General features: G+C 59.6%; 10 protein-coding genes. 7 read left to right on the forward strand and 3 right to left on the reverse strand.

The features are described from left to right. Positions 1-106: 106 nt before the first annotated feature. The gene (gene pvdP, locus ACA066_RS20005) at positions 107-1,735 is read right to left on the reverse strand and encodes a pyoverdine maturation tyrosinase PvdP (protein WP_497696324.1); all 1,629 of its coding nucleotides are present in this window, start codon (positions 1,733-1,735) and stop codon (positions 107-109) included. 280 nt (positions 1,736-2,015) lie between these two features. Here pvdP and pvdM point away from each other — a divergent pair, with 280 nt between their 5' ends. The 6 genes from pvdM (at position 2,016) to ACA066_RS20035 (ending at position 11,161) form a co-directional block, all read left to right on the forward strand. Continuing rightward, complete coding sequence (pvdM, locus tag ACA066_RS20010; protein WP_497696325.1) at positions 2,016-3,365, forward strand: pyoverdine-tailoring dipeptidase-like protein PvdM; 1,350 nt, start codon at positions 2,016-2,018, stop codon at positions 3,363-3,365. A gap of 28 nt (positions 3,366-3,393) precedes the next feature. Next, a complete protein-coding gene (pvdN, locus tag ACA066_RS20015; protein WP_497696326.1) occupies positions 3,394-4,674 on the forward strand; it encodes a pyoverdine-tailoring periplasmic protein PvdN in 1,281 nt (426 codons plus the stop codon). 29 nt (positions 4,675-4,703) lie between these two features. Continuing rightward, positions 4,704-5,726 carry a dihydropyoverdine dehydrogenase gene (gene pvdO / locus ACA066_RS20020; protein WP_497696327.1) on the forward strand — a complete coding sequence of 341 codons (1,023 nt, stop codon included), beginning with the start codon at positions 4,704-4,706 and terminating at the stop codon, positions 5,724-5,726. 127 nt (positions 5,727-5,853) lie between these two features. Then, entirely contained in the window at positions 5,854-7,503 is a 1,650-nt protein-coding gene (locus ACA066_RS20025) for a cyclic peptide export ABC transporter (protein ID WP_497696328.1), read from the forward strand. Between the two features lie 124 nt (positions 7,504-7,627). Beyond that, positions 7,628-10,042, forward strand: coding sequence for a TonB-dependent siderophore receptor (locus ACA066_RS20030; protein ID WP_497696329.1), 2,415 nt, complete (start codon positions 7,628-7,630; stop codon positions 10,040-10,042). Positions 10,043-10,390: 348 nt separating this feature from the next. Continuing rightward, positions 10,391-11,161, forward strand: coding sequence for a hypothetical protein (locus tag ACA066_RS20035; protein ID WP_497696330.1), 771 nt, complete (start codon positions 10,391-10,393; stop codon positions 11,159-11,161). Positions 11,162-11,202: 41 nt separating this feature from the next. On the opposite strand, the gene relB is transcribed toward ACA066_RS20035, so the two are convergent. Next, positions 11,203-11,421 carry a type II toxin-antitoxin system RelB family antitoxin gene (gene relB, locus ACA066_RS20040; RefSeq protein ID WP_497699923.1) on the reverse strand — a complete coding sequence of 73 codons (219 nt, stop codon included), beginning with the start codon at positions 11,419-11,421 and terminating at the stop codon, positions 11,203-11,205. A 518-nt stretch (positions 11,422-11,939) separates the two neighbouring features. On the opposite strand from relB, the gene ACA066_RS20045 reads away from it, so the two are divergent. Then, positions 11,940-12,305, forward strand: coding sequence for a DUF6124 family protein (locus tag ACA066_RS20045; RefSeq protein WP_497696331.1), 366 nt, complete (start codon positions 11,940-11,942; stop codon positions 12,303-12,305). A 36-nt stretch (positions 12,306-12,341) separates the two neighbouring features. On the opposite strand, the gene ACA066_RS20050 is transcribed toward ACA066_RS20045, so the two are convergent. Next, positions 12,342-13,307 (reverse strand): alpha/beta hydrolase, encoded by a 966-nt coding sequence (locus ACA066_RS20050; RefSeq protein ID WP_497696332.1) that lies wholly within the window; start codon positions 13,305-13,307, stop codon positions 12,342-12,344. Between the last annotated feature and the right edge of the window lie 15 nt (positions 13,308-13,322).

Here is a 13,322-nt window from a genome sequence, read left to right on the forward strand (position 1 = left end):
TGAGTCCATCGCGAGCAGGCTCGCTCCCACATTGGATGTGTGAACAACATAAATCCCCTGTGGGAGCTGGCCTGCCAGCGATTGAACGGTAACGCGGTAAGCCTGATTAACTGGTAATCGGCTTAGCCTTCAAATTCCGCGCATACCAAGGCCGTTGCGGCACCTTGCGAAACAGATCCGCCAGTTTCTTCTCGTCTTCGCCAAAGGTAATCCGCAGCGCCAGCTTCATGGTTTCCGGGTCCATTTCCACCGACTTGCCCGCCTGCAACCCCGGCGTGACGTTGCAGCCATGGGTGCTCGGGCCGAGCCATGGGTCGTCGATCTCGACCCAGCGACCGGGCGCAAACCACTGCACGCCTTTGACCTCCAGCCGACTCACTTCCCCCGGATGAAAGCGTTCGTGTGCACGGAACCAGTCTTCGAGACGGTCGTCGATCCAGCCGTGAAAATGCCAGAACACCGGGTTCACATGGGAGGAAAACGGGTCGCCAAGGAAGTCGTTTTCCGCCGCGAACCAACGGGCGGAAAAGTCTGCGGTGTCCCGCGCGAACGGCACGGGCTGACCATTGGACGGGTCACGGGGCACCGATGCCCAGCGCATGTGCAGCCAGTCATGCAGGCCGAGTTCGACCTCGGAACCGAACTGCCCCAGGGTCATTTTCGACAAGTAACGCGGGTCACGGTAGCGCGATTCCCAGACCTGAAAATTGCTGTGGTAAGTCTCGGCGGTCTTGAGATCCGCGACCCACTGCGAGTATTCGTCATCGTCTTCGGCGCGCCAGGCCGGCGGCAGTGCGGTGCCGTCGTGGTTGTCGAAGTAACGGGCAAAACCCTGGCGATCACGCACCAGCTCTGGTTGCGGTAACGGAAATTGCTGCCAGGACGGCAAATCCTGCAGGGAACGTGCGGTGCCGAGCATATGCCGGTGCATGAAGAAAAAGTCGATGCCCGAGCCGTTGCGGTCCTTGCGCGGCCCGCGCGCATCGCGCTCCTTGTCCCGAAGCCCCGGCTGCCAGCCGATACCGCGCAAGGCATTGCGTTTGTCTTCGGACAAGGTGTGCCATTTGTCTCGCGAAGCGTGCCAGAGCTGATGGAACAGGCGGTGCTCGGGCGAAATCAGCCACGCCAGCAACGCCGGGCCCAGGCCCGTGCGCTCGCGCGCTTCAGGGAACACTTGTTTGACCGCGACGAAACGGTTGTTCTGAGCGGTCAAGGCCAGCGGACGATCCAGACGCAGCACGCGACCACTCAAGGTGCCGCTGCCGGCATTGCCGAACGCGGCCCAGACTTCGTCCAGTTTGAAGGTGAATTCGTAGTCCGGCGTCCCGGCCGGGGATCGGGTATCAATCAGGCGCCAGCTCAACTCGGTGGTGTTCGTGCCGGCCAGATCGCCGAGGACGCGATAGCGCGGTGTCGGTTCGCCGCGCAGCGCATCAAAGGTATCGAGAAAGCCATTGAGCCCACGACCCTTGTGGCCGATGTCGAGCAACACCTGCAGCCCCTCGCGAGGCAAACCGTCGAGCCCGGCGTCACGGCCTTCGAAACGAATGTTCCAGACACCCTGCAGCGAGTTGGCCAACCGCTGCCCGGTCACATCCGCGACGTCGAATGACGCTTCGCCGGGGGTAATCGTCGGGTCCGGTTTTGTCAGTTCGCGATGCCCGTAATACGCCACAGGCACGGCGGCGCCAGTCAGTGCCAGACCCGCCAGGAACCATCGTCGAGAAATCGTCATTGCCCTACCTGTGTCAGCCATGGAGCAGGCTTTATCCAAGCTAGAACGTTTGTTGCCCCCACAAATTTAAGAGCTTTCTGTAGGAGCGAGCTTGCTCGCGATGGGCTCAAAGGCGCCGCGTTCATCCAGAAAACTCGCGTAATCGTTTACGTCCATCGCGAGCAAGCTCGCTCCTACAGTGGATCGCCATCACTAAATTTCTCACCCGGCCACTCGTTCTTCCCAGATAGCAAAGGCCCCCGCGCCTGCACCCTCGACGGCGAACCTGACTGAGATGGCAATGACAAAACCTCGTTCGAAAAAGGCTCTTTTCATTGGCCTGCCCCTGGCGCTGGCCATCGCCGGCGCCGCAGGGTTTGCGGCCTGGGATTACTGGTTCAACGACAACCCCGGCTACCCGGTCGCGGTGATGAAACAGGCGGATGAACTGCAAGAGCGCATCCTCTCGTTCGACAGCCACATCACCGTGCCGATGGATTTCGGCACCGCCGAAAACGAGGCCGACAAAGACGGCAGCGGCCAGTTCGACCTGGTCAAGGCCGCGCGCGGTCGCCTGTCCGGCGCGGCGCTGACCATTTTCGGCTGGCCCGAAATCTGGAACGGCGACAACGCCCCGCACCGCCCGACCGCAGGGTTCATAGACGAAGCCCGTCACGAGCAGGAAACCCGCTACAAAATCATCAGCACCCTGGTGCGCGACTTCCCAAATCAGGTCGCCATTGCCTACACCCCGGACGACTTCCGGCGCCTGCACGGCGAGGGCAAGTTCGCCGTGTTCATCAGCATGCTCAACGCCTACCCGCTGGGTAACGACGTCAACGCCCTGGATAAGTGGGCCGCCCGGGGGATGCGCATGTTCGGCTTCAGTTACGTGGGCAACAACGCCTGGGCCGATTCGTCCCGGCCGCTGCCGTTTTTCAATGATTCCCGTGACGCCCTGGGCGGCTTGTCGGAGCTGGGCAAGCAAGCGGTGCATCGCCTGAACGACCTCGGCGTGATCATCGACGTGTCGCAAATGTCGACCAAGGCCCTGGAACAAGTCAGCCAGTTGAGCCGTGCGCCGATGGTCGCCTCGCACTCGGCACCACGGGCGCTGGTGGACATCCCGCGCAACCTCAGCGACCAGGAAATGCAACTGATCAAGAACAGCGGCGGCGTGGTGCAGATCGTCGGTTTCCCGACCTACATCAAGCCCCTGAGCCAGGCCACTCAAGACAAACTCAACGCCCTGCGCGCCCGTTTCGACCTGCAACCGCTGCAAGGCCTGGAGATGGCGCTGATGCCGGGTGACCCGGTGATCACCGTGTGGTCGGAACAGCGTTTCGGCGAATACGCCAGTCAGCTCTACGGCATCATCGATGAAGAACCGAAAGCCACCCTCAAGGATTACGGCGACGCCATCGACTATGCGGTGAAAAAAATCGGCATCGATCACGTCGGCATCAGCTCCGACTTCAACGACGGTGGCGGCCTGAACGGCTGGAAAGACGTCAGCGAGGCCCGCAACGTGACCGCCGAGCTGATCAGTCGCGGCTACAGCGAAGCTGACATTGCCAAGCTCTGGGGCGGCAATTTCCTGCGGGTCTGGGACCAGGTGCAGAAGTCCTCCCGGCCTGTCGTCAAACACTGATCGTCACTTTGCCAAGCGAACCGAATCCATGACCAACCGTCGTACCTTCCTCAAACAGGCTGGCGTTATCGCGGCCGGCATCCCCCTGAGTTCCGCGGTCAACCTGCCTGCGCTGGCCGCCATGCCGGCGCCGCTGCCCAAAGACAAATGGGCGCAGTTTCGCCAGCTGTTCAACCAGGACCCCGATTACCTGCACTTCGCCAATTTTCTGGTGACCTCGCACCCACGGCCCGTGCGCGAAGCCATCGAGATGCACCGCGCCAACCTCGATCGCAACCCTGGTCTGGCCATGGATTGGCATCGCGGCGAAACCGAACGCCGCGAAGAAGATGTCCGCGTGTGGGCCGGCCGTTACCTGAAAGCCAAGCCCTCGCAGATCGCCCTGACCGGCAGCACCACCGAAGGCCTGGCAATGATTTACGCCGGCATCCATGTGCGTCCGGATCAGGAAATCCTCACCAGCGAACATGAGCACTACGCCGCCAACAGCGTGTTTGAATTCCGCACGCAAAAGGACGGCACCCAGGTTCGCAAAATCAAATTGTTCGAAGACCCGTACAAGGTTTCGACCGATGAAATACTGGCCTCGATTGCCCGCAACATTCGCCCGGAAACCCGTGTGCTAGGCATGACCTGGGTGCACTCAGGCAGCGGCGTGAAATTGCCGATCGGCGAGATCGGCAAACTGGTCGCCGAGAAAAACCGCGACCGTGAGGAAAACGATCGCATCCTTTATGTGGTCGATGGCGTCCACGGTTTCGGCGTGGAAAACCTCGATTTCCCGGACATGCATTGCGACTACTTCATTGCCGGCACGCACAAATGGATGTTCGGCCCACGGGGCACCGGGATCATCTGCGCGCGCTCCGACGAGATGAAGGACATCACGCCGACCATTCCGACGTTCTCTGAAGCGACCACGTTTTCGACCGTGATGACCTACGGCGGCTATCACTCGTTTGAACACCGCTGGGCGCTGACCGAAGCGTTCAAATTGCATCTGGACCTGGGCAAGGCCGAGGTTCAGGCGCGCATTCACGAGATCAACAGTTACCTGAAAAAGCGCTTGCAGGAACATCCGTCGGTGGAGCTCGTCACGCCGCTGTCGCCCGAGTATTCCGCCGGTTTCACCTTCTTCCGCATCAAGAACCGGGACTGCGAGGAAGTCGCCAATTTCCTGATGGACCAGCGCGTGGTCTGCGATGCCGTCGACCGCGATGTCGGCCCGATCATTCGTCTGTCCCCGGGCCTGCTCAACACCGAGGCGCACATCGATCGCGTCATGGCGCTGTTGGCCAGCAAGCTCTGACACACCGATTCCCTTTAGCGAGAATGCTCATGAAAAACATCCTGCACCGATTCAATGCTGCTCAGTCCTGGGCATTGCTGAACCTGTGGCGAGGGAGCTTGCTCCCGCTGGGCGGCGCAGAAGACCCTGTTCTTCAGGCGAAGAGCGGGGGTCGCTTCGCGCCCCAACGGGAGCGAGCTCCCTCGCCACAGGTTTATGTTTACGCAGTATTGGCACTGCTGGCGTTGTTGCCTGCCGTTGCCCAGGCCTCCACCGCGCCGCTGCCGGGCAAGGTGTTCAAGGATTGCCGCAACTGCCCGGAAATGGTGGTGCTGCCCGCCGGCACCTTCACCATGGGCACGCCGGAAGGTGAAGTCGGTCGCGAGCCCGATGAAGGCCCGATGCACGAAGTGACGTTCGCCAAGCCGTTCGCCATGAGCCGGTACCAGATCACCGCCGGTGAATGGGAGCAATACCTGAAGGAAACCGAGATCACCATTCCCGATGGCGACACGCGCCCCGGTCGCGAGTGCATCAACAGCAAACCGCGTTATCCACAGGGCCCGCGTCAGCCGGCGGTGTGCATGAACTTTGCCGAGGTCAGCGCGTATGTCGCGTGGCTGTCGATCAAGACCGGCCAGCACTACCACATCGTCAGCGAGGCCCAGCGCGAATACGCCGCCCGTGCCGGTTCAACGGGGCCGTTCCCGTTCCCGTTCGATGAAGGCACCGAATACAGCATCGCCACCCACGCCAATACTTACGGGCCAACCGACGGCTACAGCTACACCTCCCCCGCCGGCAGCTTCCCACCCAACGCCTTCGGCATGTACGACATGCACGGCAACGTCTACGAGTGGATCGCCGACTGCGAGCACACCGATTACGTCGGCGCCCCCACCGATGGCGGCGCCTGGGTCGAACCCAACTGCGAAGCCCTGCAGATTCGCGGCAACGACTGGGGCGAAGCGCCTGTGTTCTCGCGTTCCGGCAACCGCAACAACATCTACCCGCAAACCCGTGGCGACTGGATCGGTTTCCGTGTGGTGCGCGATCTGCCGTCCAAAGGCTGAGTCCCCTCCCCTGCGGCCGCCACCAGTCGGCGGCCGTCTAAATTAAACGCCTGACCACACGTTCTACTGGGTATGTCTCACGACCCAAGGAACTCTTTTCCTCATGCAGCCCCTCACGCCTCCCCTCATGACCCAGCCTACGCGCGGTGCAATTCATGAATTGTTCACCCTCCTGAAACCGTTCCGGCTGGTGGTCAGCCTGTCGATCATTCTGGGCATGGTGGGCGGTCTGAGCGTGACGGTGCTGCTGGCCACGATCAACAATGCCCTGCATTCGGAAAGTGGCCTGACCCAAGGCGTGGTTGCGCTGTTCGGCGGTCTTTGTCTGTTGGCCCTGGCGAGTTCGATCTGCTCGGACATCGGCACCAACTATGTCGGCCAGCACATCATTGCCAAGCTACGCAAAGAGCTGGGGGAAAAGGTCCTTTCGGCCCCCATCGAACAGATCGAACGCTATCGCAGCCACCGCTTGATCCCGGTGCTGACCCATGACGTCGACACCATCAGCGACTTCGCATTCGCCTTCGCGCCGCTGGCCATTTCCCTGACCGTGACCCTCGGCTGCATGGGCTATCTGGCCCTGTTGTCGTGGCCGATGTTCCTGATGATGGTGCTGGCGATCGCCATCGGCACCGGCATCCAGTTCTACGCCCAGGGTAAAGGCATCAAAGGCTTCATGGCCGCCCGCGACGCCGAAGACGAATTGCAAAAGCACTACAACGCCATTGCCGGCGGCGCCAAGGAACTGCGCATTCACCGTCCGCGTCGCCAGCGCATGTTCACTTCGGGTATCCAGGGCACTGCCGACTTCATCTGCAACACCCAGGTGCGTTCGATCAATACCTTCGTGATCGCCAAGACGCTGGGGTCGATGCTGTTCTTCGTGGTCATCGGCCTGGCGCTGGCCCTGCAATCGTTCTGGCCGAGCGCCGACAAGTCGGTGATGAGCGGCTTCGTCCTGGTGCTGCTGTACATGAAAGGCCCCATCGAGCATCTGGTTGGCACCTTGCCGGTGGTCAGCCGGGCGCGGATTGCCTTCCGCCGCATCGCCGAACTGTCGAGCCAGTTCTCCTCTCCCGAACCGCATCTTTTGCTCAACGACACCGGCAAAAAACCGGCCGTGGTCAAAAGCCTGCAACTGGACAACGTCAGCTATGCCTTCCCCGCTGCACCGGGCAGCGAAGCGTTCCGTCTGGGGCCGGTGAACCTGACCATCGAACAGGGCGACATCATTTTCATCGTCGGCGAAAACGGCTGCGGCAAGACCACGCTGATCAAATTGTTGCTGGGCCTTTATGCGCCGCAACAGGGTGCAATCCTGCTCAACGGCGACAGCATCGATGCGCAGAACCGTGACGACTATCGCCAATTGTTCACCACTATTTTTGCCGACTACTACCTGTTCGATGACGTGGTGCAGGGCGATCAGCACATTCCAGAAGACGCCAACACATACCTGCAACGCCTGGAAATCGCGCACAAGGTCAGCGTCAAGGACGGCAGTTTCACCACCACCGACCTGTCCACCGGCCAGCGCAAGCGCCTGGCGCTGGTCAATGCCTGGCTGGAAGAACGGCCGGTGCTGGTGTTCGACGAATGGGCGGCCGACCAGGACCCGACCTTCCGCCGGATCTTCTACACCGAGCTGCTTCCGGACCTCAAGCGCCTGGGCAAAACCATCATCGTCATCTCCCACGACGATCGCTATTTCGACATGGCCGATCAGCTGGTGCGCATGGAATCGGGCCGCGTGGTGACGGAGCGAGCGACCGCCTGAAAACGGCAACACCCGTCATTCGACGATTTTTTCGGGGTTTGTTTTCCGGTTTCGTCGAAGTGACGCGTCTAATAATAATTATCATTAACTAAAAAAACTGCACACCTTAGGAGCGATTTGAGCAATGCAAAGCCCTACCCTGTCCCGCGCGCCGTTGGCCCTGGCCATCGCGCCGCAAAAGAAATTCCGAACAGTCGTACCGGGTGCGTTGCTGACCCTGTTGCTGCTGGGCACGTCTGAAGTCCAGGCAGCGCCGGTGAACGTCAACGTTCCTTCGCAGTCGCTGGCCAGCGCGCTGCAGCAACTGGGTCAACAGACCGACCTGCAGATTCTGTACAGCCAGGACATGGTCAACGGTCTCAAGTCCACGGCGGTTTCCGGCAATCTGGAACCAGAACAGGCACTGAACACGTTGCTGCTGGGGAGCGGCATTACGTTTCAACTGACTGGCAACACCGTATCGCTGGTTCCAATAGCGGGAAACTCCAGTGCGCTGCAACTGGGCGCGACCGCGATCTCCGGCGTGGCGCCGGGGCCGACTACCGAAGGCACGCATTCCTACACCTCCGATGAAGTCAGCATCGGCAAGGGCAACATCAAGCTCAAGGACATTCCGCAGTCGGTGTCCGTCGTCACGCGCCAGCGTATGGACGACCAGAACATGAACAGCCTGCAAGACGCGATGCGCCAGGTCACTGGCGTCACCATCAAGACATACAACTCCGGTTCCAGCCTGAACGACGTCTACATGCGCGGCTTCCTCGTCGACCAGGTGCAGGTTGACGGCGTGTCGCAACCGACCGGCCAGGGCGACATGGGCACCAGCTTCGACCTCGCCATGTACGACCGCGTCGAAGTGCTGCGTGGCCCGTCGGGCCTGTATCAAGGCGCTGGCGAACCCGGCGGCACCATCAACGTAGTCCGCAAGCGCGCCCTGAACAAATTCGCCCTCGGCGGCGAACTGGGCGCAGGTTCCTATGACCACTACCGCTCGATGGTGGACGTCACCGGCCCGTTGAACGATCAGGGCACCGTGCGCGGTCGCTTCATCACCGCTTACGAGAACAACAAATCCTTCGTCGACTCCGCCCAGAACGAACGCCCGATGGTGTACGGTCGCCTGGAATTCGACCTCGACCCGTCCACCACCCTGTCGGTCGGCGGTGCTTACCAGCAGAACCACTCCACACCGGCGTTCGGCTTGCCGGCCTTTGCCGACGGCAAATTGCTGGACGTGCCGCGCTCGACGTTTGTCGATGCCAAGTGGAACACCCTGAACGAGAAAGTCTGGGAATCCTTCGCTGAAGTCGATCACGCGCTGGACAATGGTGGTCAGTTCAAGACCACCGTGACTTACCGGGATGCAGAAACGCCACAGCGAAACTTCACCTGGGCCGACGGTGCGGTCGAGCCCAATGGCGACAGCTGGGCGGTGGCGTATGACTACTACACTCACATCAAGACCATCGGCGTCGACAGCTTCGTCACCACGCCGTTCGAGTTCGCTGATCGCCAACACGAGTTCACCGTCGGTGCCGAGTACCAGCACCTGGACAAAGATTTCGAATACGGTGGCGGCGAGTACTTCCCGATCAACGTCTACAACCCGGGCAGTATCGATGTTCCCAAGAACGACTATGAGCGTGTCAACGGCAATAGCTCAAAGTCCGACCAGTACGGCCTCTATACCCGCGCCAAGTTCAACGTCACCGACTGGCTCGACGTGATCGGCGGCAGCCGCGTGACCTGGTACGAAAGCGACGCCAAGAACTTCAACGCCTTCTTCAACAATTTCGGCGAAGCCCACACCAGCATCAACCGCAAGGTCGTGCCCTACGGCGCCATCATCGCCAAGCTGACCCCGGAACTGTCGGCCTACGCCAGCTACACCGGCGTGTTCAAGCCACAAAGCGAAGCCGGCGCTGACAACTCGCCCATCGGACCGCGCAAAGGCAAGCAGTATGAAGTCGGCCTCAAGCGTGAGTTCTACGACGGTCGCCTGAACGCCAGCATCGCGATGTTCCGCATCTACGACGAAAACCGTGCCGAATACAACTCCGACACCAATAGCTACGAAGCCCAGGGCAAGGCACGCAGCCAGGGCTGGGAAACCGAGCTGAGCGGTAACCTGACCGACAACTGGAGCATCGTCACCGGCTATGCCTTCACCAGCACCAAATTGGTGAAAGCCGCCGACGACACCGAAGGCAGCACCTTCAGCACCATCACGCCTAAACACAACTTCAACCTGTGGACCAAATACGACTTCACCGACGGCCCGCTCAAAGACTTCAGCGTCGGCGGCGGCGTGCGCGTGGTCAGCAAGACCTGGTACCAGCGTGAAGTGCGCTTCGAACAAAGCGGCTATGGCATCGCCACGGCGCAGGTGGGCTACAAGTTCAACGAGAACCTGTCGGCGACACTGACTGGCAACAATCTGTTTGATAAAAAGTACTACGATCGCGTGGATGCTTCGTGGGGGACTAACTTCTATGGGGATCCGCGCAATTTGACGTTGACGTTGCGGGCTCAGTACTGAGTTTCGGAATCGTCAGAAAGATACACACCACCGGGCCGCTTGCGGCCCGGTTTGGTTTTTGGGGTGGTGGTTTAGAGCGAGTAATTGGTTTTTGCTTGCGCTTGTTCCTTGAACGGCTTGGCGGGCGAAGTGTTGAGGTACGCTTTTCTTCGCTTTGCTGACAAGACAGGCGAAAAAATTACTTACCAGAGCTATTGATATGTCACTCTCATTGGCCTCTGGTACAACTTCAACCAACCTAATCCACTTTCTGGATTTGCGTTATGTGCCCATTGAAAAAGGATAGGGACTCTGGATAACTGATGAGTTGATGACAACAGCAGTTTGCTGGGAGATGGGAGATGGGAGATGGGAACAAACGTGTCGGTGAGTTTTGCGCGTACTGCTAGAGACTTTTTCTTTTTTTGTCCCGATCCTCAATGCCTTGCCGAAGTGAGACCAGCGAAGAAAGACAACGTCTTCTTCAAGGCCCCGGACTCCCATGTATCGGGCTGTGTAAACGAAAAGAAAAAAACATCGGCATCCTCAATCCCCGTCGTGCCCAAGCCAAGACATTCACCTTCATCACCGCAGATAATTCCAAGCCATTTGGGTGCGATCGTGAAAGCTAACAAGGTTCCAAAACCAACCCTAGCGCAAATGCATTCACTTGCCCTGCAGGTCCAGGCCGCCCCTGCGTTGCATCCAGGGACTTTGAGGGAAGTCGTTGATGCTTGGTGGTCAATGAGTAAATCAGATCGTCGGCAACACCCACTTCACATTGCGGCCCGGAAGCTGACTTACTTCGACGCATTTAGTGAGTTTGGCGTCGAAAACAAGGACATTGCATCGTTAGGGTGTGAGCGCACCATTACTTTTGGCAAAGCCTCAGTCACGCAATACAAAGACACCTTTACTGTCACTACCTGGCGCAAGTTCAATACGGACGGCAAGCCCGCACCGATTAAGGTCAGAGTAAAGCCTGGTGATCCAGATTTTGCACATCTGGCGCCGAGTCAACACGTTACGCTGTTTCTGCACGGCACCCCGCCCGCCTCCGACAGTCAACAAACATACTTCGGAATACTCACTTCCGGTGCTTACGATGGATTTGTTATCAAGCATGACGCTGCAACATAAAACACGCGAATCTCGCGATTCAAACTGGCATCAGCCCTGCATCACCAGGTGACCTGTTCGAACGCAGGCCAAATAGCGTCGCGCCTGTTGCGTTTTGATTCGATAAGGGCTCGCATGTCAGCCATCACCTGATCATGCGGAACATTCGGGCTCAGATCATCGAGCGAAGCTTGCACCTTGGCACGGAACCAACGGTTATAGTTGACGGCCTGCTCTTTGGTTTCGAACGCTGAAACGATGGGGGAAAGTTCGGCGCTAATAGTCACCTCCGGTGAGACGAAGTACACCTCTACCCGCGAATAGGGGAGCCAAGCTACACGCCGAACTTCCGAGCGCCAAGCCTAAAAACATGTCGGAAATTTCCCCGATATTTACGCGATTTACCTCGGGTGTAGGAACCGTGCAGCCGCTTATTAATGCTGTTCGGCATAGCTTGTTTAAGCGGCCTACAGGTTACTTCGTGAAAGCTACATCACCTTGCGTCGTTGCCTACAGGTACGCCAGAATCCGCCGGCTTGTGCGCCTTGAGCATGGTCTCTATCGTTTCTCCGCCACTGTATATCAGTGGTCGGGTTTGGTAGCCCGTTTCGCTTAGGCGCATAGAGTCACCCATGCAGTCGCTTTCTCAGGGCTCTGATTTATGGTGGCCATGCGCAGGGCTCCTTCGGGAGCGCCGGGGTCCTAATGCGACCGGTCTACCAACCCGCGTATGGCCGCCACCCTTCGTTTGGTAGCGAGGGTGATGGCTCCTTTACTTTTCGCGTTAGGAGTTCCATCTATGCCCAAGGTCACACCCAACCCGCCGCAAACCGATCCGGCCTCCCCCAAAGAAAACCCCGATACACCCACCGCCCCCACTCCTGATTTCCAACCCTCAATCGCCGACATCAAAGCCACCCCACGCACAATGAGCACGATGTTTATCGTCAATCCGGAATTCGATATCGAAACCCTGCTGGGTTATGCGTGTGAATCGCTGGCCTCGGCCGAGGTGATGGCCAATGATCTGGCTGATCATTTACAGGGGGCCTCACGCAATTCTCTGCTGGGTATTTCGCAGGTGATCATGCTGGCGGAGTTGGTGGTGAATCGGGCATTGGACCATCTGGATCCGATAGTGGACGCGCATAGTCCGGTGACATGATCGTTCCCACCAGAACGTGGGAACGATCCCCGTCCATCAACTCAAACTTTCGGTAATCAGCCCCGCCAGTTGCTCCAGCATACCCGGCACTTCCTGAACCATCTCCCCCATCCGCGCGAAGTCGTGGGTCATGCCCGCTTTCACGTCCAGCACCACAGGCTGCCCCGCCGCAAGCAATTTTTCAGCCCAGGCCAGGCCTTCGTCCAGTAGCGGGTCGTATTCGGCCAGCCACAACACCGTCGGCGTCAGGCCTTGCAAGGTTTCGGCGAACAGCGGGGAAAAGCGCCAGTCACGGCGATCATCGGCACTGCGTTGGTACTGCTGGTAGAACCATTCCAGCGTGGTCGCTTCCAGCAGATAGCCTTCGGCGAAACGAGCGAGGGACGGTCGTTTTTCCACGGCGTCGATCACCGGGTACAACAACACTTGCACCCGTGGCGTCAGCGGCCAGGCTTGCGGATTCTGCGCGACGGCGATCGACAACGAGGCCACCAGGCTGCCGCCGACGCTGTCGCCGGCCAATGCGATGCGCGTGGCGTCCAGGCCCAGAGCACCGGCGCCCGTGGTCGCGAGCCACTGCGTCACATCTTCAGCATCCTCGTAAGCGGTAGGGAAACGGTGTTCCGGGGCCAGTCGATAATCCGCCGACAGCACCGCAAAACCACCCGCCAGCGCCAGTCTCCGGCACAGGGTGTCATGGGAATCGAGGCTGCCGACCACGTAACCGCCGCCATGGAAGTACAGCAGCACCGGGCGCTCCTGAGTGCCCAGCGACGGGCGAGCGTAGAGGCGCGCATTAAGCAAGTGGCCGTCGCGGGCCGGAATGCCGACCGCGGTCACGGTCAGCGCGCCCATCGGTGCAGCATCGAGCAACTGCGAGGTTTGTTCGAACTGCTGGCGCGCTTCAGTCGGGCTTAGCTCGTGCATGGGCAGGCTTTTGCCGGTGAGGCGGCCGAACTCGGCCAGCTCTAGAAAACCTTCGATGTCCGGGTGCAGTGCCATGGGCGGTCGTCTCCA

Source organism: Pseudomonas sp. LBUM1651 (assembly GCF_059716135.1).